Genomic DNA, 24,004 nt, shown 5'->3' on the forward strand with positions numbered 1-24,004 from the left:
CCATGTAGTCGCGACCATCCTCTCCCGCGCGCCGGGCCGCCGCCCGGCCGTGACCGGACATGTGACGAACCGCCTGTACGATGGCGCGTCGTGGCCGTGCCCGTGGTGGACCCCTCGTTGAACCCCTCGTCCGTCGAGACGGACGCCGTCGTGGCCGATCCGCCGCGCCGCGCCCGTCGCCGGCCGGCCCGCGCCGACATACTGGCCATCGGAGCCTATGTGTTGCTCGGTGTCCTCGTCTGCCTCAACTATTGGGGCGACGTCGAGAACCGGGTCTCCTCGCACCTGCCCACCGACCACAGTTGGTTCGAGTGGCTGTTCGCGCACGGCGCGTACTCCGTGCAGCACCTCGAGAACCCGCTGTTCACCACCCGGCAGAACGCGCCGGACGGGGTGAACATGATGGCGAACACCTCGCTGCTCGGGGTGACGTTGCCGCTGGCGCCGCTGACGCTGCTGCTCGGCCCGCAGGTGATGTACGCGCTCTACCTGGGCGCGGCGCTGTCCGCGACCGCCGCCACGTCGTACTGGGTGCTGTCGCGGCACCTGGTCCGCTCCCGGGCCGGGGCGTTCGTCGGCGGCGCGTTCCTCGGTTTCGCGCCGGGCATCGTGCACCACGCCAACGGGCAGCCCAACTTCGTGTCGAACTTCCTGCTGCCGCTGATCGTGGCCCGGGTGCTGCGGCTGGGCGAGCCGGGCCGCTGGCGGCGCAACGGGCTCGCGCTCGGGCTGCTGGTCGCGTACCAGATCTTCATCAACGAGGAGATGCTGCTGCTCACCGCGCTGGCCTGCCTGGTCGTGGTGGTGGTGTACGCGGTGCAGCGGCCCCGCGCGGCCCGGGAGCGGGCCGGGTCGTTCCTGGCCGCACTCGGTCTCGGCGGCGGGCTGGCGCTGCTGCTGACGGCGTACCCGATCTGGTTCCAGTTCAACGGCCCGCAGTCCTACCGGGGGTTGCAGGGCGGTGTCTTCCACAACTGGGGCGAGGACCTGGTCGCGTTCGTCACGTTCGCCCGGGACACGATCGCCGGCGACGAGGCGGTGGAGAAGACCATCGGCCTGACCGAGCAGAACACCTGGTTCGGCTGGCCGCTGGTGCTGGTGGCGCTGGCCGCGCTGGTGCTGCTGGTCCGCCGGTCGGTGCCGGCCCGGATCCTGGCCGTGCTGGTGGTGGTGTTCACGATCGCCTCGATCGGCCCGGTCGTACGGTTCAACGGCGCGGAGACCGACATCGACGGGCCGTGGGCGTACGTGCCGGACGACCTGCCGCTGGTCGAGATGATGATGCCGACGCGGTTGAGCCTGGTCGTGGTGGCCGCCGTGGGCGTGCTGCTCGCCCTGGCGTGGGACACGCTGGCCGGGGCCGGCCGCCCGCCGGTGCCCGCCCCCCGCGCCGCCGCCGACGACGCGGCCGACGGCGACGACGGGACGGCCGCGCGCGACAAGCGTCGCCGGGTGCTTCGCCTGGCCGGGCTCGTCGCCATCGCCGCCGCCGTGGTGCCGCTGATCCCGCGTCCGCTGCCGGCGGAGCGGATCGACCCGCCGCCGCACTTCATCACCGCGGGCGGATGGCGGCCGTACGTGCCGGAGGGCCGCACGCTGGTGCCGGTGCCGATCCCCAGCAACGTGCACGGGCTGCACACGCTGCGCTGGAGCGCGCTGACCGGGCACGAGTTCCCGATCCCGGGTGGCTACTTCATCGGCCCGAACGAACGTGGCGAGGGTGTCTTCGGTGCCCCGAACCGCCCCACCAGCACGCTCATCTACTCCACGATGGACGCCAACGAGGTGCCGGAGATCACCGAGGAGAACCGCCGCCAGGCCGTGGACGACCTGCGTTTCTGGCGTGCCTCGGTGGTGGTGCTCGGTGCCGGCCCGCGCGAGGCGGTGCTGCGTGACCTGATGGCCGAGCTGCTCGGCCCGCCGCAGCGGGTCGACGACGTGTGGATCTGGGACGTGCGCGACCGGTGGTGACCCTGCCGGTCAGCCGGCGAGCGGGCGGACGTCCCACAGGTGCCCGCCCGGCACGTCCCGGCCGGGGCCGACCAGCGCGTCAACAGTGGCGCGGACCGGGTCACCGGGTGTCGAGTCGGCCTGCACCAGCGCCGCCGCCCGCCAGTGCCGCAGGTCGTCGACCGCCTGCCGGCGTTCCGCCTCGCCGACCGGCGGCACCCGGCCGGTCTCGGCGGCCCGGCGCAGCAGCAGCGACGTTGGCCGGTCCGGCGCGCCCCAGCGGGCGGCCTCGTCGGTGGCCGAGCGCGGGCCGATGAAATAGCCTCCGGGCGCGTCGAACGCCAGCCCGGTGCGCGCCGACCAGAACATGGCGGGGCTGACCGCCGCACCGGTCACCGGCGGCACCGGCACCAGCGTCCGGCCCGGTGGCACGTACTCCCGCCAGCCGCCGCCGGACACCACAGCCGGGACCGGCGCGACCGGCACCGTGCGGATCGGCGTCGGCGCCAGCGGCAGCAGCGCCGCGGCGACCGCGCCGGCCCACGGCGCCCAGGTGCGCACGCCGCCACCCCGGACCCGGTCCACTGCGAGCGCCAGCAGAACCCCGAGCACCGGTACGCAGACCAGCGCGAACCGCGCCGGCACCACCAGGTCCAGCAGCGGCACCCCGGCGAGCAGGCGGTACGGGCCGGGCAGCCCGGTGTCGTGCCGGTTCACCACCACGCTCGTGCCGAGCGACAGCAGCGCGAACAGCAGGCCGCACACGGCGAGCGCGCGCACCAGCGGCCGTCGCCACAGCCGCACCACCACGAGTACGGCGAGCAGCGGCAGGAACGGCCCGAAGAACGAGTTCTGCTCGGTCGGGTTCGGCGACAGCAGCCCGGCCCGGTGGGCGTCCCCGGCGACCGTCTGCCGGGCGGTGGCGGCGAACGAGACCACGTCCAGCCGGTAGCCCTCGGTGTGGAACGGCATCCCCCGGTAGTGGCCCGGCCCGGCGAACTGGAACCACAGCGGGTACGCCAGCAGCACGCCCGCGACCAGCGCGCCGATGCCCAGCCGGCGGGCCACCACCGGCGCCAGCCGGCGCGCGGCGGCCCGGTCGGCGAGCGCGTACGCCCCGGCGAACACCCCGGCGGCCAGCGCCAGGAAGACCAGCACCTCCTCGCCGAGGAACACCTGGTACGCGACTGCGAGCCCGAGCAGCACGCCGTCGCGCCGGACCCGGCCGGTGGCGGGCCGGAACACCAGCGCGAGGATCACCGGCACCAGGAACTGTGCGGCCATGTGCAGGTGCGCCCCGGCCTGCGCCACCATGCCCGGGGCGAAGCCGCAGAACAGGCCGCCCACCGCGGCTGCGGCCCGGGAGCGGACCAGCCGGCGGGCGAGCAGCGCGTACCAGGCGGTGGCGGTGCCGGCGAGGCTGAGCGTCACGGCGACGAGGAAGGCCGCCTGGGAGCCGAAGACGACGGTGACCGGGGTGAGCGGCACGCCCAGCCCGAGCACCGAGGTGTTCGCCATCAGGTTCACGCCGTCCGGGGCGTTCAGCGCGCCGCTGGCGAGCGGGTTCTCGCCGCCGGTGACCGCGCGGGCGGCCCGGGCCAGCATCCACTCGAACAGCATCTGGTCGCCGGCCTGGTGGAACAGCCGTTCCGGCCGGCGCCACTGGCCGGTGGTGAGCAGCACGGCCAGACCGAGATAGCCGGCCACCACCAGCGCGTCGACCGGGCGGGGCCGGCGACGGCGGGGCGCGGGGGCGGGGACCGCCGGTTCGGTCAGGCGGACCGGCTGGTCAGTTTCCGCACGTCCCACAGCCACACGTCCAGCTCCTGCCGGCCGGGGCCGACCAACTGCTCCACGGTCCGGCGCAGCGGCTCGGCGTTCTGCTCGTCGCGCGGCAGCACCACCAGCGCCGCGTTCCAGTGCCGCAGCTCGTCCAGGTAGCGGCGGCGCTGCCGGTCGTCCAGCTTCGGCGTACGGCCGGTGGAGGACACCTCGCGCAGCATCTCGCCGATGCCGCTGGGCCGGCCGCCGAAGCGCCCGGGGTCGCCGGTGACGCCGTTACGCGGCGCGAGGAAGTAGCCGCCGGGGATCTTGAAGTCGAGGTTGGTGCTGGCCGCCCAGCGCATCGGGTCGGTGTTGCCCATCGCGGGCACCGGCACGGAGACGAGCGTCTGGTCGGGTCCGACGTACTTGCGCCACCTGTCGGCGGTGATGAACTCCGGCACCGGCTCCCGCGTGGTGACCCGCAACGGCATCGGCGCGATCGGCAGCAGCGCCAGGACCAGGCCGGCGACGGTGAGCTTGCGGGCGGTCCGCCGGTCCACGCCGCGCAGCGCCCACAGGCGCCGGACCGCGTACCCGAGCAGGATCGCCACCGTCACGCCGGTGATCAGGCCGAAGCGGGTCGGCACCACGGCGTCGAGCAGCGGCAGCCGCACCAGCAGCTCCCACGGGCCGGTGGCGATCTCCCGGTCCCACCAGGAGATCCGCTCGCCGAGGGAGAGCACGGCGAAGAACAGCCCGGTGGCGGCGAGCGCGCGGACGATCGCGTCCCGCCGCAGCCACACCACGATGCCCACGACGAGCAGCGACAGGCTCCAGCCGAAGAACGCGTTCTCCTCGGAGTAGTTCGGCGCGAGGTTGACGTTCGCGCGTTCGTTGCCGCCGAAGGTGGGCGAGCCGGGCGCGAAGAACGCGGCGATGTCGTTGCCGTAGTCGCGCACCGCGTCGCTGAGCCCGTGGTACGCCATCGGCCCGGCGAACTGCACCCACAGCGGGTACGCCAGCAGCGCCCCGGCCAGCGCCGCGCAGACCGCCAGCCCGGCGCCGAGCGGCCGCCACGCGGCGGCCCACCGCTCGCGCTGCTGCACCACCACGGCGATCAGGAACACGCCCAGGCCCATCGCGGTGAAGAGCAGGATCTCCTCGTTGATGAACGCCTGCACGGTGACCAGCAGCGCCAGCAGCACGCCGTCGCGGACCGGCCGGGCCGAGCGGATCAGCACCAGCACCCGCCACACGATGAACGGCAGCAGGAACTGGCTGATGATGTTCGGGTGCCAGTTGGCGTGCGACAGCATGGCCGGGGAGAACCCGCAGAACCAGGCCGCCACGGCGGCGGCCGGGCGGTGCCGGATCAGGTGCCGGGACAGCACCCGGTACCAGGCGGCGGCGGTGCCGGCCAGGCCGAGCGTGACCAGCGTGACGAAGGAGACCGCCGGTCCGAACAGGAGGGTCACCGGCACCATCGGGATGCCCAGCGCCAGGATGGCGGTGTTCGCCATCAGGTTGACGCCGTCGGGGTAGTTGAACTGCTCGGTGAAGAACGGGAACTCGCCGTGCAGCACCACCCGCACCGAGTGGGCCAGGAAGAACTGCACCTGCGCCGGGTCGCTGCTGTAGAGCGCGGCGACCCGTCCGGCCGGGTCGACCCAGATGCCGCTGGTCACCCAGATCGCGGCGAGCAGGAATCCGCCGTACACGAGGAGGTCGATCCGGCGGCGCGTCCACCGCCACCGCCACCGGCGCTCGCGCCGCGCGCCCGGCGTGGCCGGCGCCTCGGGCTCGGTCGCCGCCTCCGGCTCGGCCGGCGCGTCGGCGACGGTCACCGGGGGTGCTTCCAAAGTGACGGCACGGTGGCCCGTCGGGGCGGCGGCGTCCGGCGTCGAGGCGCCGCGGGTCTCGGCAGGCGTCACAGTCGGCGGAGTCTACCGGAGCCGGATATTGATACCCGAATCACCCGTCACGTTCCGCAGTGGCCGATCGGCCGAAAGGGTGAGCCAGGCGCGGCCGGGTGACCGGCCGTCTCGTACCATGTGGGCTTCCGACCGACGACCGGCGAGGGGATCAGGGTGTTTTCAGCCCGCCGAGGCGCTACGACGGGCACCACGCTGGCAGCTCTGCTGCTGGTCACCGCCGGTTGCGGGCCGGTCGCCGAGCGGCGGCCGACGGACCTGCGGGTCGGCTACGACAGCCTGGACGGCACCCTCGCGGTCTGGCCGCCACGCGGCAGCCTGGCCGGCGACGCCGACGCCACCGCCGCGATCACCACAGCGGTACGTGACTGGCGCTCCCCGGTGGACGACCGGGTGCACGTGCCCACCTCCGGCATCCTCTTCTCCGGTCAGGTGGCCGGGTCGGCGCTCGCGCTGGTCGCCGCCGACGTGCCCGGCGAGGCCGCCTCCTGGCTGCTGCAACTCGACCGGGACGGGCAGCGCTGGCGGGTCGCCCACGCCACCGAGTACACCGACCGCGGCTACCTGGTCTACTCCGACGTGCTGCCGGTGCGGGAGCCGTCCGGCCGCCGTTACCTCACCTCGGCCCGCGTCGAGCGCCTGGCCGGCCCGGACGGCAAGCTGCTCGGCAGCACCGACGGCGTCACCGACCCGGTCGCCGTACCGGAGTGCCGGGCCGTCGAGCTGACCGCGACGCTGCGACCCACGACGTCGCTGCCGCGCGGCCTGGCCGCGGACCGCGTCCTCGACCTGGGTACGGCCACCGAAGCGCCCCGCTACCCCCTGGTACGCGACGAGACGGGCGCCGGCAGGCGCGCGCTGACCGGGTTGGACACCTGCGTGCTCGCCGGCGAACGGGGACCGTTCGGCAGCGTGCCGCGGCGCATCGGCGACCGCGACGCGCCCCGATCCGCGCCGGAGTCCTGGCCGATGGCGAAGATCACCACGCGTTCACTCGGCTCGGTGGCTCTCGGTGAGGGCGAGCCGGGCGAGCTGGAGCAGCTCAGCTGGGAGACCTCGGGCGGGACGATGACGGCTGTGGTCTACCGCCCGGCCGACGGCGGCACCCCGGTGGTCTCCCCCGCCGACCGGTCCACCACGCTTCAGGCGTACCACCTGCCGATGCCGGGCCGCCCGCTGGCGGTGCTGTCCTGGCGTACCCGGGACGTCTCGTTCTCCGCTCCGCCCGGCACGACGCGCCTGGTCGACCGTCCCGGCCTGGTGGTCGTCGAGCACACCGACCAGAGGCAGACGTTCAGCCTGGCCGGCACCGAGAAAACCTGGTACCGCTCCCTCCCCACCCCCTGACCGGCCCCCCGTGGTCGGCCCACCCCGTCGATCATGAAGTTGACCGCGACAAACCGGACACGAACCACCGCCAACCTCATGATCGCCCCACCGGGTCAACGGGGGCTGAGCCGCATGCCCAGGTAGGGGGTCTCGGCTGGGCCGGGGCGGGAGGTGCCGTCGGGGCGCCAACCGTGGCGGGTGTAGAACGCGCGGGCCCGGGTGTTGCGCTCCCACACCTCCAGCACGCCCAGCGCCAGCCCCTCGTCCGCCAGGTGACGCACGAACAGCGCGTGCAACGCACTCCCCACGCCTCGCCCCCACACCTTCGGGTCGACGTGGATCTGGTAGAGCTGCGCCGTCGTCCGCGGATCCCGGGCGGGCGAATGCGGCGGCCCCATGGCCAGCACGCCGGCCACGGCACCGTCCACGACGGCGACTCGCACCCGCTTGTGCGCCGAGGTGATCGCCGCCGCCCAGCCCTCCCGTTGCTCCCGGGCCAGCTCCGGCGTGAGCACCTCCCCGACCGGCAGCCCACCGGCCCCGTAGTAGGCCACCCGCGCCCGGCTGTGCAGCCCGACGATCCCCGAGAGATCCCCCAACCCAGCCTCGCGAATCTCCACAACACCCTCCCTCGACCCCAGACACCCGGCGATCTTGCGGTTGCGGCCCTCCCTTATCGGGCGAAGCCGACATCAGGAGGGCCGCAAGTGCAAGATCAACGCAGCGGGGCGGGTCAGCTCTGGGCTCGGGCTCCGTTGGGGGCGGGGTCGACCGGGGCGGCGTCCAGGCCGGAGATCCAGCCGGTGACGTCGCGGGCCACGTCCTGCGCGGTCAGCCGCAGGTCGGCCAGGATCTGCGCGCGGCTGCCGTGCGGGTGCCAGTCGGCCGGTACGCCCAGGTCCTTGACCGGTACGCGGACGTCGGCGTCACGCATCGCCTGGGCCAGCGCGGAACCGACGCCGCCGATGCGCACGCCGTCCTCCACGGTGACCACGAGCCGGTGCCCGGCGGCCAGCTCGACCAGTTCGGCCGGCACCGGGCGCACCCAGCGCGGGTCGACCACGGTCACGCCGTAGCCCTGCTCGGCGACCCGGGTGGCGACCTCCACGCCGAGGCCGGCGAACGAGCCGACCGCTACCAGCAGCACGTCGGTACGCGCCGACTCGGCCAGCACGTCGACCGGGCCGACCCGGCGTACGGCCGGCAGGTCGGCGGCGACGGTGCCGGTCGGGAAGCGCAGGATGGTCGGGCCGTCGTCGACGGCGACCGCCTCGCGCAGCTCCTCGCGCAGCGTGGCCGAGTCGCGGGGCGCGGCGATGCGCAGGCCGGGCACCACGCCGAAGACCGACATGTCCCAGATGCCGTAGTGGCTGGGCCCGTCCGGGCCGGTGATGCCGGCCCGGTCCAGCACGAACGTGACGGGCAGCTTGTGCATGGCCACGTCCAGCAGGACCTGGTCGAAGGCGCGGTTGAGGAACGTGGCGTAGACCGCGACGACCGGGTGCAGCCCGCCCATCGCGAGGCCGGCGGCGGAGGTGGCCGCGTGCTGCTCGGCGATGCCCACGTCGTACACCCGCTCCGGGTACTTGCGGGCGAGCGTGGCGATGCCGGTGGGCTCGGCCATGGCGGCGGTGATGCCGACCACGTCGGGGCGCTCGTCGGCGATCGCGACCAGCTCGTCGGCGAAGACGTTCGTCCACTTCACCGACGGCACGGCGAGCAGCTTGCCGGTCTCGGCGTCGAACGCGCCGGGGCCGTGCAGGCAGTCGGCCTCGTCATCCTCGGCCGGGCGGTAGCCGTAGCCCTTGCGGGTGACCGCGTGCACGATCACCGGGCCGCCGAAGTTCTTCGCGGCGCGCAGCGCGGCCTCGACGGCCGGCACGTCGTGGCCGTCGACCGGGCCGACGTACTTGATGCCGAGGTCCTCGAACATGGCCTGCGGGGCGACCGCGTCCTTGATGCCCTTCTTGACCGCGTGCAGCACCTCGTACATCGGCTTGCCGACGAACGGGGTGTTGCCCAGCGCGTCCTTGACCGTGTCGAGCACCTTCTCGTAGCCGGGGTTGAGCCGCAGCGACGACAGATGGTCGGCGAGGCCGCCGATGGTCGGCGAGTAGGACCGGCCGTTGTCGTTTACGACGATCACCAGCGGGTTGCCGGCGGTGGCGATGTTGTTCAGCGCCTCCCAGCACATGCCGCCGGTGAGTGCGCCGTCGCCGACCACGGCGACCACCGAGCGCTTCTCGCCGCGCAGCGCGTACGCCTTGGCCAGCCCGTCGGCGTACGACAGGGCGGTGGAGGCGTGCGAGTTCTCGATCAGGTCGTGCTCGCTCTCCGCCTGGCTGGGGTAGCCGGAGAGGCCACCGCGCTGGCGGAGCTTGTCGAAGCCCTCCTGCCGGCCGGTGAGGATCTTGTGCACGTAGGCCTGGTGGCCGGTGTCGAAGAGGAGCCGGTCGCGCGGGGAGTCGAAGACCCGGTGCATCGCCAGGGTCAGCTCGACCACACCGAGGTTGGGGCCGACGTGGCCGCCGGTGCGGGAGACCTTGGCGATCAGGAAGTCACGGATCTCGGCGGCGAGGATGTCCAGCTGCTCGGCGGTCATCCGCTTCACGTCCTGCGGGCCGTGGACGGTGCCCAGCAGCCGACCGTGGTTGGCCGTGCCCTCTTCAACACTCATGACCGGAGAGTCTATCGGCCGCTGAACAGTCCGCAGCTCGGCCGTGCATCGACCCAGGTCAGGCGTCCACCACCAGCCGCCGGGGCGCGGGTGGGCGCGGCGCGGCGGCGGACGGGCCCGCAGGGGTCCAGGAGCCCAGCACGGCGGCCCGGGACGCCCCGGTCACCGAGGGCACCGCGCCGGGTAGCCCGTGCCAGGACAGCCAGCCCAGCAGCGCGAACGCGTACGCCTCCTTGGCCTGCGCCGGCACGCCCAGCTCGTCGGTGGTGCGCAGCCGCCAGCGCCCCGCGCCCAGCGCGGCCAGCCGCGCCCGGAGTGTGGGATTACGCACTCCCCCGCCGGCAGCCACCACCTCGGTGACGCGGTGCCTGTCGCAGGCGTCGGCCACCGTCCGGGCGGTCAGTTCGGTGAGCGTGGCCAGCACGTCGTCGGCACCGACCGGCTCACCGAGCGCGGCCAGGGCGGTGTCCAGGTAGCCGCCGTGGAACAGCTCCTTGCCCGTCGACTTGGGCGGCGGCGCGGCGTAGTACGGCTCGGCGAGCAGCCGGCTCAGCAGCGCCTCGTGCACCCGACCGGCCGCGGCGCGGGCACCGTCGACGTCGCAGGGCCGGTCCAGGAAGCGCCGGGCGGCGGCGTCTAGCAGCGCGTTGGCCGGGCCCACGTCGTACCCGAGGACGGGTGCCCCGGGCGCGACCACAGTGAGGTTCGCGATGCCCCCGAGGTTCAACGCGGCCCTGGCACCGGCCTCCGGGTCGAGCAGCAGCGCGTCGAACGCCGGGACCAGCGGCGCGCCCTGGCCGCCCGCCGCGACGTCCGCCGAGCGCAGGTCGTGCAGCACCGGTACGCCCACCCGGGCGGCCACCCGGGCCGGCGCGCCGAGCTGGAGCGTGCCGCGCACCCGGCCGTCCTCGACCCAGTGGAAGACCGTCTGCCCGGGCGACACGACCGCGTCGGCCGCTCCCCCGGCCAGCTCGACGCCGAGGGCCGCCGCGTCCGCGAACACCTCGCCGAGCCGGTTGTCCAGCCGGCAGACCGCCTCGATGGTGGTGGCCGCCGGGGGCAGCAGCGCGCCGATCTCGGCCCGCAGGTCGTCCGGGTACGCCAGCTCCCGGTGCCCGAGCGGCCGCAGCCGCAGCGTGTCGCCGTCGGCGGTGAACTCGGCCGCGGCCACGTCCACGCCGTCGTAGGACGTGCCCGACATCAGCCCGACGATCTTCATCGGGTCAGGCTAGCCAGGCAGGAACAGCCCGACCAGCTCCACGTGCTGGGTCATCGGGAACAGGTCGAAGCCGCGCAGCGCGGCCAGCCGCCACCCCGCCTCGGTGAACGTGCGCACGTCCCGGGCGAACGCGGCCGGGTCGCAGGCCACGTAGGCGACCGCGCGGGGCCGGGCGGCCACCACACCGCGCACCACGGGCGCGCCCGCGCCGGAGCGCGGCGGGTCGAGCACCACCAGGTCGACCGGTCCGGTGATCCGGCGCCGGGACAGCGCGGCCTCCACCCGGGCCGCCACCACCTCGACGCCGGCCAGGTCGGCCAGGTTCTCCCGTGCCGCGGCCACCCCGTCCGGCGCCGACTCGACGAGCGTCACCCGGGCGCCGCCGACCCGCTCGGCGAGCGCGGCGGCGAACAGCCCGGCCCCGCCGTACAGGTCCCAGGCGGTCTCGCCGGGCCTCGGGTCGAGCAGGTCGAGCACCGCGCCGGTCAGCGCGTCCGCCGCCGCCGGGTGCACCTGCCAGAACCCGGAGGCGGGCAGCGTGAAGGACCGCCCGGCCGCCGTCTCCCGGACCCGCTCCGGCCCGCTCACCGCCGTCGGAACCCCGTCGGCGTACGCGACCACCGCGACGTCACCGCCGGTGCTGGCGACCGTCTCCACCGCGTCGGCGTCCGGCCAGCGGGCGCCGGTGGGCGGGAGCACCGGCAGCTCCTGGATCGCCGGGTGCGCGATCAGGCACCGCTCGATCGGCACGACCTCGTGCGAGCGGTGCTTGAGCAGCCCGGCCCGGCCGGCCGCGTCGACCGCGTAGCGGACCCGGGACCGCCAGCCCAGCTGCCCGCCGGGCAGTGCCTCGACGCGTACGCCGAGCGCGTCGATCTGCTCGGTGGTGAGTCCGCCCAGCCGGGTGAGCTGCTCGCGCACCACTGTGAGCTTCCAGTCGAGCTGGGCGACCGGGGCGACGTGCTGGAGGTCGCAGCCGCCGCACCGCCCCGGCCGGGCGTACGGACACGGCGGTGTCACCCGGTCCGGCGAGGCGTCCAGGATCTCCACCGCGTCGGCGCGGGCGAAACCCCGGTGCAGCTCGGTCACCTCGGCCACCACCCGCTCACCTGGCAGCGCGTGCCGGACGAAGACCACCTGCCCGCCGACCCGGGCCACGCAGTGCCCGCCCGGCGCGACCGCGTCGACGCTCAGCTCGACCCGCTCGGCCTCCTCCAGCCCGGGCCGCTCCGCCGCCGGCACGGAACCGGGTCGCTCCACCGCCGGCGCGGGATCGGCCGGTGCGGGACCGGAACGCTCGCCGTTGATCATGACAGCTCCTCGCGCTCGGCGGACGGCGTGGACGCCACCGGCGGTGGCAGCGTGCTCTGCGGCGCCACCCGGGGGCCGCGCGCCGGGCCCCGGCTGAGCGTCGCGTCCAACCGGTCCAGGTTCTTGCTCGCGGTGGACGCGAGCTGCCACGGCACGCTTGTCACCATCACGCCCGGCTCGAACAGCAGCCGCCCCTTGAGCCGCAGCGCGCTCTGGTTGTGCAGCAGGTTCTCCCACCAGCGGCCCACCACGTACTCGGGGATGAAGACGGTGACCACGTCGCGGGGCGACTCCCGGCGCACCGACGCGACGAAGTTGAGGATCGGGCGGGTGATCTCCCGGTACGGGGAGTCGATCACGGTGAGCGGCACCGGCAGCTCGCGGCGCTCCCAGTCGGCCTGGAGTTCGCGGGTGTCCTGCTCGTCCACGTTGACGGTGACGGCGGTGAGCGTGTCCGGCCGGGTGGCCCGGGCGTACGCGACCGCCCGCAGCGTCGGCTTGTGCAGCTTGCTGACCAGCACGATGGCGTGGTTGCGGGCGGGCAGCACGCCCCGCTGCTCGGTCGGCTCCAGTTCCTCGGCGATCCGGTCGTAGTGCCGGCGGATGCCGAGCATCACCACGTACATCATGGCCATCGCGACGATCGCGATCCACGCCCCGAGCAGGAACTTCGTGGCCAGCACGATGATCAGCACGACGCCGGTCATGACCATGCCGAACGTGTTGATCGCCCGGGAACGGACCATCCGCCGGCGCGCCTCCGGGTCCCGCTCGCGGCGCAGGTGCCGGTTCCAGTGCCGGATCATGCCGGCCTGGGAGAGCGTGAACGAGACGAACACCCCGACGATGTAGAGCTGGATGAGCTTGGTGACCTCGGCCTGGAACCCGATGATCAGCACTACCGCGAAGACGGCCAGGAACACGATGCCGTTGGAGAACGCCAGCCGGTCGCCCCGGGTGTGCAACTGGCGGGGCAGGTAGCGGTCCTGCGCCAGGATCGAGCCGAGCACCGGGAAGCCGTTGAAGGCGGTGTTGGCGGCCAGGAACAGGATCAGCGCGGTCATCCCGGCGACCACGTAGAGCAGGACCGAGCCGCCGCCGAACACCGTCTCGCCGAGCTGCACGGTCACGGTCTTCTGCACGTAGTCGACCGGGCCGGAGACGATCTGCGACCTCGGGTCCTCGACGAACTGGAGGCCGGTGAGCCGGGACAGCCAGATGATGCCGACCAGCATGGCCACCGCGATGCCGCCGAGCAACAGCAGCGTGGTCGCCGCGTTCTTCGACTTCGGGCTCTTGAACGCCGGTACGCCGTTGGAGATCGCCTCCACGCCGGTGAGCGCCGCGCAGCCGGAGGAGAACGTCCGCAGCAGCAGGAACACCAGCGCGAACCCGGTGACACTGTGCTCGGCCTGGATCTCCAGGCCGGCGCTCGGCGCGCGCAGGTCGTCGCCGAGCACGAAGATGCGGATCAGCCCGGTCAGCAGCATGCCGCCGATGACGATCACGAAGCCGTAGGTGGGGATGGCGAAGGCGGTGCCCGACTCGCGCAGGCCGCGCAGGTTGATCGCGGTGAGCAGCACGACCGCGCTGACCGCGATGAGCACCTTGTGGGTGGCCACGAACGGCACCACCGAGCCGAGGTTGGCCACGCCGGAGGAGACCGACACGGCGACGGTCAGCACGTAGTCGACGAGCAGCGCGCTGGCCACGGCGAGGCCGGCCCGGGGACCGAGGTTGACGGTGGCGACCTCGTAGTCGCCGCCGCCGGAGGGGTAGGCGTGCACGTTCTGCCGGTAGCTCGCCACCACGGTGAGCATGACCACGACGACCGCGAGTGCGACCCACGGCGAGAAGAAGAACGCCGAGGCACCGGCGATGGACAGCGTCAGGAGGATCTCGTCCGGGGCGTACGCCACGCTGGAGAGCGCATCCGACGCGAAGACCGGCAGCGCGATGCGCTTCGGCAGCAGGGTGTGCTGGAGGCGGTCGGACCGGAACGGTCGACCGAGGAGGAGTCGCTTCAGCAGCGAGGTGGGTCGGGCCACAACCGCCAAGCGTACGACCACCGGGCGCGGGGCGCGGGGGTGGTCGATCACCGCCGGACGGGCCCGCGCGGTACGGTCGGTCCCCCTGTCCGGGGCGGGACGTGGCAGGCTCGCAGACGACGGGTCGGCGGGCGGCACCGTGGGAGGAGCGGACACCGTGCATGTGGTGATCATGGGCTGCGGCCGGGTCGGGTCGACCCTGGCCCACAGCCTGGAGTCCCGGGGGCACTCGGTGGCGGTGATCGACCAGGACGCGGACGCGTTCCGCCGTCTCGGGCCCGACTTCGCCGGCATCACGGTGACCGGCGCGGGCTTCGACGGCGAGGTGCTGCGTCAGGCCGGCATCGAGCGGGCCGACGCGTTCGCGGCGGTGTCCAGCGGCGACAACTCCAACATCATCTCGGCCCGGCTGGCCCGGGAGACGTTCGGCGTGTCCCGGGTCGCGGCCCGCATCTACGACCAGCGCCGCGCCCAGGTCTACGAGCGGCTCGGCATCCCCACCGTGGCGACCGTCCGGTGGACCGCCGACCGGATGCTGCGCCACCTGGTCCCCGAGGGCAACGTGGAGATCTTCCGCGACCCGACGAGCACGGTCTCGATCATCGAGGTGCCGGTGCACAAGGACTGGATCGGCCGGCCGCTGCGGCAGCTGGAGCAGGCGGTCGGCGCCCGGGTGGCCTACCTGAACCGCTTCGGGATCGGCACCCTGCCCACCGCCTCCACCGTGGTGCAGGAGGGCGACCAGGTCTTCATGCTGGTGACCGACGACATCAACGGCCCGGTCACGTCGGTGGCGGCGGCGCCGCCGGAAGGGGGGCACTGAGCCATGCGGATCGCCATCGCCGGCGCCGGCAACGTGGGCCGCTCGATCGCTCAGGAGCTGATCGACAACGGCCACCAGGTGATGCTGATCGAGCGGCAGCCGAAGATGCTGCGGCCCGACCGGGTGCCGGCCGCCGACTGGGTGCTCGCGGACGCCTGCGAGCTGGCCAGCCTGGAGGAGGCCGACGTGGCCGGGTGCGACGTGGTGGTGGCCGCCACCGGCGACGACAAGGTCAACCTGGTGGTGTCGCTGCTGGCCAAGACCGAGTTCGCGGTGCCCCGCGTGGTGGCCCGGGTCAACCGGGCGGAGAACGAGTGGCTGTTCACCGAGCAGTGGGGCGTGGACGTCGCGGTGAGCAAGCCGAGGGTGATGGCGGCGCTCGTCGAGGAGGCGGTCACCGTCGGCGACCTGGTCCGGCTGATGACGTTCCGGCAGGGCGAGGCGAACCTGGTCGAGATCACCCTGCCGCCGACCGCGCCCTACCTGGGGCAGCCCATCCACGCGGTGCCGATCCCCCGGGACGCGGCGCTGGTGGCGATCGTGCGCGGCAAGCGGGTGCTGGTGCCCACCCCGGACGACCCGATCGAGGCCGGTGACGAGCTGGTCTTCGTCTGCACCGCGGCGGTCGAGGACGACGTGCGCGCGGTGATCCTCGGCCCGGCCCGCACGGACCGTGACCGGGAGCGGTCCTGAGGCGGGGGCCTCAGGCGCCGGGCAGCGGGGTGGGTGCGGTCTCCCGGGTGACCCGGCGCACCACCCAGACCGTGATCAGCAGCAGCAGCGCGTACGGCGGGTAGCCCAGGGCGAGCCGGGCCACGCCCAGCGCGGTGTCCTGGTGGGCCAGGTAAAGCCCGGCCTGCACGCCGACCTTGGCCAGCCACACCACGCCCCAGAGCACGGTGAGCTGGGTGAAGGTGCGTACCAGCCTGGGGTCGTCGCGCCACTCGGAGCGGCCCTTCGCGACCAGCACGGACCAGATCCAGCCGACCAGCGGCTGCCGGATCACGGCCGACAGCAGCAGCGCCAGGCCGTACCCGATGCCGTAGAGGATGCCGGGCAGGTAGAAGTCCCGCTCGTCGCCGGTGCGCAGGGCCAGCAGCGCGCCGATGCCGACGCCGAACAGCCCGTTGACCGCGTGCCGCACCGGCTTGCGCTGGGCCAGCCGCAGCCCGGCGATCAGCAGCGCCACCGCCACCGAGGCGTACACGGCGGGGCGCAGCTCGCCGATCACGTTGGCGATCACGAAGACCATCACCGGGATGCTCGACTCGACCAGGCCGCGCCATCCGCCGAGCTGGTCGGCCATCTGCTCGGCGAGGCTGGGCAGCCGCTCCTCGTCCTGCGGGCCGAGACCCGGCGGGGTGTGCTGTCCGGTCGTCACTTCGGCGACTCCAGCTCGTAGTACGGGTTGTAGATCACCTTGCGGTCGTCGCGCACCGCCACCCGGCCGCGCGCGGTCAGGTGCCGGCCCGGCTCGATCCCGGCGATGTGCCGGCGGCCCAGCCAGACCAGCGTGACGACGTCGGTGCCGTCGTAGAGGTCCGCCTCCAGGGTGGGCAGGTTCGTGCGGGGCGTGTAGACGACGGTACGCAACCGCCCGGCCACCGACACCACCTGACCCCTGTTGCACTGGTGGGCGGGCGTGCCGCCGGACTCGGCGCTCTCCCGGCGCAGCTCCTGCGCCTCGATCTCGGCCTCGCTCGCGGTGAGCCGGTGCAGGAGCCGCCGCAGCGACCCCCGGCTCTCGTCGGTCGTCATGACCTCCGCGTCACCCTCTCCACAGCGGGGCCCCGCATGCCCGGAACCGTCCCGCCAGCGTACGCGCAGTGGCGCGCCGACGGGAGCGCCGTGGCGCGTACCGCCGGCCGGAACCGGACACGCCGCGGGCCCGGCGCCGTGTCGCGCCGGGCCCGTGCACGTTCTGGATCAGACCTCCTGCGCGTCGGCGGCCTGCTGCTCGGCGACCTCGCGGGGCAGCCGCAGCGGCAGCGGCTCGCGCACCGGCTTGGCCTCCTGGCCCCGGTCGACGACCAGGCCGTCCAGGCAGGCCGCGAGCGGGCCGGCGGCGGCCGGGTCGGTGGCGGCCGCGCCCTGGAAGACACCGCGCACCATCCAGCGCGGGCCGTCGATGCCGACGAACCGCAGGTCGGTCGGACCGTCCGGGGTACGCACCCGGGCACGCAGCTCGGGCCCGTGCTCCCCCTCGACCTCCTGGGCGGTGGCGCCGTCGCCGACAAGCGACTGCCGGATCTCCTCGCGCACCTCGTCCCAGATGCCCTCGGAGCGGGGCGCGGCGAAGACGCCGAGCTGGAGGGCGTTCTGGCCGTGCACCAGCACGACCTGCTGGATCACGCCCTGCGGGTCGGCCTGGACCCGCACCTCCACGTCCGGCACCGCCGGGATCCGCAGGCTGCCGAGGTCGAGGCGAGGCGCGTCGGGTGCCTCGCTGACGTCGTACGGGCCGCGGTCCGGCGCCGACGGGGTCTCCTCGGCGTCGAGGACCCCATTGTCACGCGCCTCGTCGGCCCGCTTCCGGGAGAAGATCACTGCGCCCACCCTCCGCTGTTCACACTCACCCTGCCACCTCTTCGCTCTGCCCGCCGGACGGCGCCGGGACCAGCCCGGCGTGCCCGCCGGTGGATCCGTGCCCACCGGCGCCGCGCCGGGAGGCGGGCAGCTCGGCCACCGGCCGGAACTCGGCCCGGGCGACCCGCTGGACCACCAGTTGGGCGATCCGGTCACCCCGGCTGATCCTGGCCGGCGTGTCCCGATCGTGGTTGATCAGGTTGACCAGGATCTCACCCCGGTAGCCGGCGTCGACCGTACCGGGCGCGTTGAGCACCGTCACGCCGAGTCTGGCCGCGAGTCCGGATCGGGGGTGCACCAGCCCGACGTAGCCGTCCGGCAACGCCACCGCCACGCCGGTGGGCACCAGGGCCCGGCCGCCGGGGGGCAGCTCGACGTCCGCGGCGGCCACCAGGTCCGCCCCGGCGTCGCCGGGATGGGCGTACGCCGGCAGTGGCAGCTCCGGGTCGAGCAGCCGTACGGCCACGGGTACGACGTCTGTCACGGTCATCCTCTTCCGTCCGGTCCTGCGGGGTGCCCCTGCCATCCTGCCGGTTGCCGGGCCGCTCGCGCGCCGTACCCTCGTCTGTGTGCGTCAGTCGTCATCTCCCGCCGCCCCGCCGGCCACCGCCGCGTACGCGGAGCGCCTCGGGCTGCCCTGGTGGGCCTGGCCGGCCGGGCTGGCCGTGGCCGGCCTGCTCGCGGTCGAGCTCTGGATGGGTGCGACCGGGGTGCGCGCCTGGCTGCCGTTCGTGCTGCTGATCCCCGCCGCGGTGGCCGGCCTGTGGTGGCTGGGCCGGATCCGGGTCGAGGTGCGCGACGGCGAGCTGCGGGTGGACGACGCCCACCTGCCGGTGCGGTACGTCGCGGACGTGGTGCCGCTGGACGCGGCCGGCCGGCGCGAGGTGCTCGGCGTCGGCTCCGACCCGCTGGCCTTCGTGGTGCAGCGCCCGTGGATCGGCGGCGCGGTGCAGGTGGTGCTGGACGACCCGGCCGACCCGACCCCGTTCTGGGTGGTCAGCACCCGGCGCCCGGTCGAGCTGGCGGCCGTCCTGCTGGCCGCCCGCGACGCGGCCTGACGGTCCGCCCGCGCCGCCGGTCAGGACGGCTTGCCCGGCAGGGCACGCGCGGTACGCCGCAGGTCCTTGCGCAGTTGCTCGCCGAGCGCGCGGGTGGCCCGGCGGTTGAGGTAGCCGGCCACCGCGGCGCCGGTCAGGAACGGCCCGAGCGTGGTGAGGTTGCGCCCGAAACGGCGCATCAGGCTGTCCCGCAGCTCCCGGCGGGCGGCGGTGCCGAGCACCGCGCTCACGCCGACCCCCGGCATCATCGGGTTGACCCCCCGCTGGGTGGCCCAGGACTGCACGAGCGCCACGGCCCGGCCGGTGCCGCCGGCCGGCAGCGGCACCCGGTGGACCTCGTGCAGCTCGCCGATCAGCTTCAGCTCGATCGCCACCACCGCCACCGTCTCGGCGGCCAGCAGGACCGGAGCGGAGAGCAGGGTGGGCGTGACCGCCCACTCGACGGCGGCGACCCCGCCGCCCGCGGCGCCGACCCCGGCGGTGGCGCGGGACGCGTTGCGGACCAGCCGGTCGGCGAGCGCGTCGTCGTCCAGGCCGGGGAAGTGCCGTCGTAGCGTGGCGAGGTCGCGGATGGGCACGTGCGGGGCGACCTCGGCGACCGTGTCGGTCATCCAGCGCACCGCCGCGCGGGGCTTGAACAGGTCGGTGATGCCGCGGGAGCGGGCCTGGCCGACCAGCCGGGCCAGCAGTTGCCGCCGGCGGGCCGGCGCGATGTCGTCGGCGGTCAGTGCCGCGACGGTGGCGCCCAGCTCGGTGCTGTCCGCGCCGGACGCGCCGGACTCACCCGGCGTCGGGGCGGAACCGACAGGCTCGGGTGTCGCGGGTGTCGCGGCCGGGCCGCCCGGTGCCGGTGTCTCGGCCGGGCCGCTCGGTGCCGGTCTCGGTGCCGGTGCCGGGGTCCGGTCCGCGCCGGTCCCCTCGCTGCGCTCGCTCACCCGTCCGCCCTCCTGCTCCGCGCGGCGTGGCAGCCGCCCGTAACGAGTCAAGCAGCAACCGGCCGCCCCCGCACGGCGGCGGCGGCTCGAACAGCGGCGGCCACGTCGAGGCGGCCGCCGCTGGTGTCCCCGGTCGGGATCAGACGCACTCGCGGCAGATGAGGTCGCCGTTGCGCTCGACCGCAAGCTGGCTGCGGTGGTGGACCAGGAAGCAGCGGGCGCACCGGAACTCGTCCTGCTGCATCGGGAGGACCTTGACCGTGAGCTCCTCGTCGGCCAGATCGGCGCCGGGCAGCTCGAAGCTCTCGGCCACCTCGGCCTCGTCGACGTCCACGGCGCCCGACTGTGAGTCGACCCGCCGGGCCTTGAGCTCTTCCAGGCTGTCCTCGCCGAGGTCGACCTCGTCGCGACGCGGGGCGTCGTAGTCGGTGGCCATCGGTTTCACTCTCCAATATCGATATTGTCGCTGCCGGTTGTAACGCCGGACGACGCCGTTTCGGTTCCCCTGACCGGCCACCATCTCTGTCGGGCACCCGACCCGAGGAACGGTGGGCCGGGCTCGCCGGTGCGAAAGCCCCCGGTGAGCGCGGAACCTTACCCCCCTGTGGGCGAGGCATGTATACCGCCCTCGCGGGAGAGATGTACGCCTCCAGGCCCGAAGTTGTTCCCAATGTGACTCAGGCGACACGAAGATAGGGGTAGTCCTACCGGTTCACCGCGTGGCGCGCCGGTATGTCGGACTGTTTCCACGCCTGAGCCGGACAGGCGTTAACCTCAGCGGCGTACTGGACGGCCGACCGGTCGCGGCCCGACCGCGTCGCCCGCCACCACCCAATCACTGTCCGGGGAGCGCCCAGGATGAGTTTTGCGCGAGTGCGGGCACTCGTTGTCGTCGGACTGCTGGCGGTCGTCGCCTTGGTCTTCGTGGTCGTCGCCGTGCTGAAGGACAGTCAGGGCACAGCCGGCACGGCGGCCTCCTGCCCGGACGGCTGGCCGCTGGTCGACCTGCGGCTGCGGGAACAGAAGGACGTCAAGATCAACGTCTATAACGCCACCGACGAGGCCGGCCGGGCCGGCAGCGTCGCGGACGACTTCCGTAACCGCAAGTTCCAGGTCAAGAAGGTCGGCAACGAGAAGAAGGCGTTCGACGGCGTGGCCCAGCTCCGGTTCGGGCCCAAGGCCGTGGGCTCGGCGCACCTGCTGCGTGCGTACTTCCTGAACGAGGCCAACCAGGCCTTCGACGCGAACCGCAAGGACGACGTGGTCGACGTGGTCCTGGGCAACCAGTTCCAGCAGCTCGCCACCACCACCGAGGTCAACCAGTCGCTCGGCGACCTGGGCGCGCCACAGGCGCCGCCGGAGACCTGCCCGATGCCGGTCGAGAAGTAGGCGACAGGCGGCCCGACGACGCGGGGCGGTCTCCCTCGGGGAGGCCGCCCCGTCGCGTGCCCGGCACCCGGTCACGGCCCGCCGGAGGCGTCCAGGTCGACCAGCCGGTCGTGCAGCGGCCCGTGCAGCGCGGGCGGCGCGGCCAGCACCAGGTCCGGGCCGGCCGCCCGCCCGGACAGACCGGTCACCAGCAGCCCGGCCTCCCGGGCGACCAGCCCGCCGGCGGCCAGGTCCCAGTCGGCCAGCCCCTTCTCGAAGTACGCGTCCACCCGCCCCTCGGCGGCCAGGCAGAGGTCGAGCGCGGCGGCGCCCATCCGGCGGATGTCCCGGATGTGCGGGATCAGCTCGGTGACCACGCGCGCCTGGTGCGCCCGGCGGCGGGCGTCGTAGCCGAACCCGGTGGCCACGAGCGCCTGCCCGAGGTCGGTCGCGGTGGAGCCGCTCAGCCGCTGCCCGTCGCGCCAGGCGCCGCCGCCGAGCGTCGCGGTCCACTCCTCGCCGGTGACGACGTTGCGCACCACTCCCGCGACCACCTCACCGGCCACCTCGGCGCCCAGCGAGACGGCGTAGTAGGGCAGCCCGTAGAGGTAGTTCACGGTCCCGTCGATCGGGTCGAGGATCCAGCGCACGCCGTCGGCGCCGGCGGGGCCGGTATCGCCCGCGCCGTACTCCTCGCCCAGCACCGCGTCGCCGGGCCGTCGCGCCCGCAGCGCGGCGATCACCTGCCGCTCCACCGCCCGGTCTGCGGCGGTGACCACGTCGGTCACAGTGCTCTTGGTCGCGGCCACCGAGACGCCCTCGACCCGCATCCGGTACGCGGTGGCGGCGGCCTCCCGGGCCACATCGACAGCGATCGCGAGCAACTCCCCCGCCGTGGGCGTCGAGGTGATCATGTTTCTCCCCTTCCGGCGCGATCGGGACCGGCCGTCTCGTGCGCGGGTATCATCCTTACAAAGTCCACATCTGCGCCGAATCTGCGGTCCCGGACCGCAGGTCCGCCGTGCGGCGCGGGATGATCGCGGCAGACGGCGTTACAATTCACCCTGCCCACGCGCCACGGACCGCCAGCGACCGGACGGCCCGGGACACGGGGGTCCTCAACGACTCGCCCGGCGCGGCCGTCCCATGCTGCGCCGGACGACCCGGCCGTGCTCGCTCTTTCGCCTCCGGAAGGTCTTCGTGACAGATCCCCGCCAGACCGGCGCCGACGTTCGCTCGCTCACCGACACCCTGATCGCCCACGCGCAGAGCGCCGGCGGCCAGCTCACGTCGGCCCAGCTCGCGCGCACCGTCGAGTCCGCTGAGGTGACCCCGGCCCAGGCCAAGAAGATCCTCCGCGCGCTCTCCGAGGCGGGTGTGACGGTGGTGGTGGACGGCTCGGCGAGCACCCGCCGCCGCGTCGCCGCCGCCCGGTCCGCCACCCCGGCCTCCCGCGCGACCACCGCCAAGACCACGAAGAAGGCCGCCGCGCCCGCCCCGAAGCAGGCGCCGGCCGCCGAGGAGTCGCCCGCCCCGGCCCCCCGGAAGGCGACCGCGCGCAAGGCCACCACCGCCGACGTGGCGAAGGCCGCGGCCCCGGCGAAGGCCACCAAGGCGACCCGCGCCACCAAGGCCACCGTGGCGGCGAAGACCGCCGCGGCCAAGCCGGCCAAGGCCGGCGGCAAGGCCGAGGGCGCCGAGGGTGAGATCGACCCGGAGGAGCTGGCCGCCGAGATCGAGGACGTGGTGGTCGAGGAGCCGGCCGAGCTGACCCGGGCCGCCGAGGCCGACGCGGCCAGCTCCGCCACCGACAACGACTTCGAGTGGGACGACGAGGAGTCCGAGGCGCTCAAGCAGGCGCGCCGCGACGCCGAGCTGACCGCCTCCGCCGACTCCGTGCGGGCGTACCTGAAGCAGATCGGCAAGGTGCCGCTGCTCAACGCCGAGCAGGAGGTCGAGCTGGCCAAGCGGATCGAGGCCGGCCTCTACGCCGCCGAGCGGCTGCGCGCCGCCGACGAGGGCGAGGAGAAGCTGGTCCGCGACCTCCAGCGCGACCTGATGTGGATCTCCCGGGACGGCGAGCGCGCCAAGAACCACCTGCTGGAGGCCAACCTCCGCCTGGTGGTCTCGCTGGCCAAGCGCTACACCGGTCGCGGCATGGCCTTCCTCGACCTCATCCAGGAGGGCAACCTCGGCCTCATCCGCGCCGTCGAGAAGTTCGACTACACAAAGGGCTACAAGTTCTCCACCTACGCCACCTGGTGGATCCGCCAGGCCATCACCCGCGCCATGGCCGACCAGGCCCGCACCATCCGCATCCCCGTGCACATGGTCGAGGTGATCAACAAGCTCGGCCGGATCCAGCGCGAGCTGCTCCAGGACCTGGGCCGCGAGCCCACCCCGGAGGAGCTGGCAAAGGAGATGGACATCACACCGGAGAAAGTGCTGGAGATCCAGCAGTACGCCCGGGAGCCCATCTCGCTCGACCAGACCATCGGCGACGAGGGCGACAGCCAGCTCGGCGACTTCATCGAGGACTCCGAAGCTGTCGTCGCTGTCGACGCGGTGTCGTTCTCGCTGCTCCAGGACCAGCTCCAGCAGGTCCTCCAGACGTTGTCCGAGCGTGAGGCGGGCGTGGTGCGCCTGCGTTTCGGCCTCACCGACGGCCAGCCGCGCACCCTGGACGAGATCGGCCAGGTGTACGGCGTGACCCGGGAACGCATCCGGCAGATCGAATCCAAGACCATGTCCAAGTTGCGGCACCCCTCGCGTTCCCAGGTGCTCCGCGACTACCTGGACTGACCGCGTACGTCAACAAATCGTGCCGGTTTGATCACCAGCCGTAGAACATTGATCGATGATCGGTCGATTGCCTGTTTGTGATCGTTGACGTGGCACCCTTGGTGCACGGCACACTGTCCTCCACGCCAGGTGTGACCTCGGTCCCCCGCGGGCACACAGGGAAGGCAGGGCCCGAGATGGGTGTTGCACGATAGGTGAGCAAC

The 24,004-nt window shown here is 73.8% G+C and carries 21 protein-coding genes; 7 read left to right on the plus strand and 14 right to left on the minus strand.

Features of this window, described 5'->3' with window-relative positions:
• Positions 1-105 precede the first annotated feature (105 nt).
• Positions 106-1,971 (plus strand): hypothetical protein, encoded by a 1,866-nt coding sequence (locus tag ACGFIA_RS00855; RefSeq protein WP_393258571.1) that lies wholly within the window; start codon positions 106-108, stop codon positions 1,969-1,971.
• Positions 1,972-1,980: 9 nt separating this feature from the next.
• Here ACGFIA_RS00855 and ACGFIA_RS00860 read toward each other — a convergent pair whose 3' ends face one another.
• Together ACGFIA_RS00860 and ACGFIA_RS00865 are read right to left on the minus strand one after the other, a co-directional pair.
• On the minus strand, positions 1,981-3,765 hold the full coding sequence (locus ACGFIA_RS00860) for a hypothetical protein (protein ID WP_393257753.1): 1,785 nt from the start codon (positions 3,763-3,765) through the stop codon (positions 1,981-1,983).
• A complete protein-coding gene (locus ACGFIA_RS00865; protein WP_393257756.1) occupies positions 3,723-5,645 on the minus strand; it encodes a hypothetical protein in 1,923 nt (640 codons plus the stop codon). The genes ACGFIA_RS00860 and ACGFIA_RS00865 overlap by 43 nt, the downstream gene beginning before the upstream one ends.
• A 156-nt stretch (positions 5,646-5,801) precedes the next feature.
• On the opposite strand from ACGFIA_RS00865, the gene ACGFIA_RS00870 reads away from it, so the two are divergent.
• Complete coding sequence (locus tag ACGFIA_RS00870) at positions 5,802-6,992, plus strand: hypothetical protein (RefSeq protein WP_393257759.1); 1,191 nt, start codon at positions 5,802-5,804, stop codon at positions 6,990-6,992.
• Between the two features lie 95 nt (positions 6,993-7,087).
• On the opposite strand, the gene ACGFIA_RS00875 is transcribed toward ACGFIA_RS00870, so the two are convergent.
• The 5 genes from ACGFIA_RS00875 to ACGFIA_RS00895 form a co-directional block, all read right to left on the minus strand.
• Entirely contained in the window at positions 7,088-7,594 is a 507-nt protein-coding gene (locus ACGFIA_RS00875) for a GNAT family N-acetyltransferase (RefSeq protein WP_393257762.1), read from the minus strand.
• Positions 7,595-7,707: 113 nt separating this feature from the next.
• On the minus strand, positions 7,708-9,651 hold the full coding sequence (gene dxs, locus ACGFIA_RS00880; protein WP_393257765.1) for a 1-deoxy-D-xylulose-5-phosphate synthase: 1,944 nt from the start codon (positions 9,649-9,651) through the stop codon (positions 7,708-7,710).
• A gap of 58 nt (positions 9,652-9,709) precedes the next feature.
• Complete coding sequence (locus tag ACGFIA_RS00885; RefSeq protein WP_357382670.1) at positions 9,710-10,870, minus strand: anhydro-N-acetylmuramic acid kinase; 1,161 nt, start codon at positions 10,868-10,870, stop codon at positions 9,710-9,712.
• A gap of 9 nt (positions 10,871-10,879) precedes the next feature.
• The gene (locus ACGFIA_RS00890) at positions 10,880-12,181 is read right to left on the minus strand and encodes a TRAM domain-containing protein (RefSeq protein ID WP_357382668.1); all 1,302 of its coding nucleotides are present in this window, start codon (positions 12,179-12,181) and stop codon (positions 10,880-10,882) included.
• Positions 12,178-14,229: an APC family permease gene (locus ACGFIA_RS00895; protein WP_357382666.1), complete on the minus strand. Its 2,052-nt coding sequence runs from the start codon at positions 14,227-14,229 to the stop codon at positions 12,178-12,180. Before ACGFIA_RS00895 ends, ACGFIA_RS00890 begins: the two co-directional genes overlap by 4 nt.
• A gap of 157 nt (positions 14,230-14,386) precedes the next feature.
• Here ACGFIA_RS00895 and ACGFIA_RS00900 point away from each other — a divergent pair, with 157 nt between their 5' ends.
• Positions 14,387-15,052, plus strand: coding sequence for a TrkA family potassium uptake protein (locus tag ACGFIA_RS00900; protein WP_357382663.1), 666 nt, complete (start codon positions 14,387-14,389; stop codon positions 15,050-15,052).
• A gap of 3 nt (positions 15,053-15,055) precedes the next feature.
• Positions 15,056-15,745, plus strand: a complete 690-nt coding sequence (locus tag ACGFIA_RS00905; protein WP_357382661.1) for a TrkA family potassium uptake protein — start codon at positions 15,056-15,058, stop codon at positions 15,743-15,745.
• A 10-nt stretch (positions 15,746-15,755) separates the two neighbouring features.
• Here ACGFIA_RS00905 and ACGFIA_RS00910 read toward each other — a convergent pair whose 3' ends face one another.
• The 4 genes from ACGFIA_RS00910 to dut form a co-directional block, all read right to left on the minus strand.
• Positions 15,756-16,433, minus strand: a complete 678-nt coding sequence (locus ACGFIA_RS00910) for a DUF3159 domain-containing protein (protein WP_357382659.1) — start codon at positions 16,431-16,433, stop codon at positions 15,756-15,758.
• Positions 16,430-16,810 carry an OB-fold nucleic acid binding domain-containing protein gene (locus ACGFIA_RS00915; protein WP_030502986.1) on the minus strand — a complete coding sequence of 127 codons (381 nt, stop codon included), beginning with the start codon at positions 16,808-16,810 and terminating at the stop codon, positions 16,430-16,432. Before ACGFIA_RS00915 ends, ACGFIA_RS00910 begins: the two co-directional genes overlap by 4 nt.
• A gap of 168 nt (positions 16,811-16,978) precedes the next feature.
• Positions 16,979-17,599: a DUF3710 domain-containing protein gene (locus ACGFIA_RS00920; protein WP_357382656.1), complete on the minus strand. Its 621-nt coding sequence runs from the start codon at positions 17,597-17,599 to the stop codon at positions 16,979-16,981.
• Positions 17,600-17,624: 25 nt separating this feature from the next.
• Entirely contained in the window at positions 17,625-18,122 is a 498-nt protein-coding gene (gene dut, locus ACGFIA_RS00925) for a dUTP diphosphatase (RefSeq protein WP_357382788.1), read from the minus strand.
• Between the two features lie 85 nt (positions 18,123-18,207).
• Between dut and ACGFIA_RS00930 the strand changes: the two genes are divergently transcribed.
• Entirely contained in the window at positions 18,208-18,696 is a 489-nt protein-coding gene (locus ACGFIA_RS00930; protein WP_357382654.1) for a DUF3093 domain-containing protein, read from the plus strand.
• A 20-nt stretch (positions 18,697-18,716) separates the two neighbouring features.
• Here the strand turns inward: ACGFIA_RS00930 and ACGFIA_RS00935 are convergent, their stop codons facing one another.
• Together ACGFIA_RS00935 and ACGFIA_RS00940 are read right to left on the minus strand one after the other, a co-directional pair.
• The gene (locus tag ACGFIA_RS00935; RefSeq protein WP_357467574.1) at positions 18,717-19,445 is read right to left on the minus strand and encodes a hypothetical protein; all 729 of its coding nucleotides are present in this window, start codon (positions 19,443-19,445) and stop codon (positions 18,717-18,719) included.
• Between the two features lie 325 nt (positions 19,446-19,770).
• Positions 19,771-20,067: a DUF4193 domain-containing protein gene (locus ACGFIA_RS00940; RefSeq protein ID WP_013284790.1), complete on the minus strand. Its 297-nt coding sequence runs from the start codon at positions 20,065-20,067 to the stop codon at positions 19,771-19,773.
• A 437-nt stretch (positions 20,068-20,504) separates the two neighbouring features.
• Here ACGFIA_RS00940 and ACGFIA_RS00945 point away from each other — a divergent pair, with 437 nt between their 5' ends.
• Positions 20,505-21,020 (plus strand): LytR C-terminal domain-containing protein, encoded by a 516-nt coding sequence (locus tag ACGFIA_RS00945; RefSeq protein WP_357382784.1) that lies wholly within the window; start codon positions 20,505-20,507, stop codon positions 21,018-21,020.
• A 71-nt stretch (positions 21,021-21,091) separates the two neighbouring features.
• On the opposite strand, the gene ACGFIA_RS00950 is transcribed toward ACGFIA_RS00945, so the two are convergent.
• Entirely contained in the window at positions 21,092-21,913 is an 822-nt protein-coding gene (locus ACGFIA_RS00950; protein WP_357382652.1) for an inositol monophosphatase family protein, read from the minus strand.
• Positions 21,914-22,199: 286 nt separating this feature from the next.
• On the opposite strand from ACGFIA_RS00950, the gene ACGFIA_RS00955 reads away from it, so the two are divergent.
• Positions 22,200-23,801, plus strand: a complete 1,602-nt coding sequence (locus ACGFIA_RS00955) for an RNA polymerase sigma factor (RefSeq protein ID WP_357382650.1) — start codon at positions 22,200-22,202, stop codon at positions 23,799-23,801.
• Positions 23,802-24,004: the final 203 nt, after the last annotated feature.

Source organism: Micromonospora sp. NPDC049203, from assembly GCF_043197215.1.
GTDB lineage: Bacteria > Actinomycetota > Actinomycetes > Mycobacteriales > Micromonosporaceae > Micromonospora.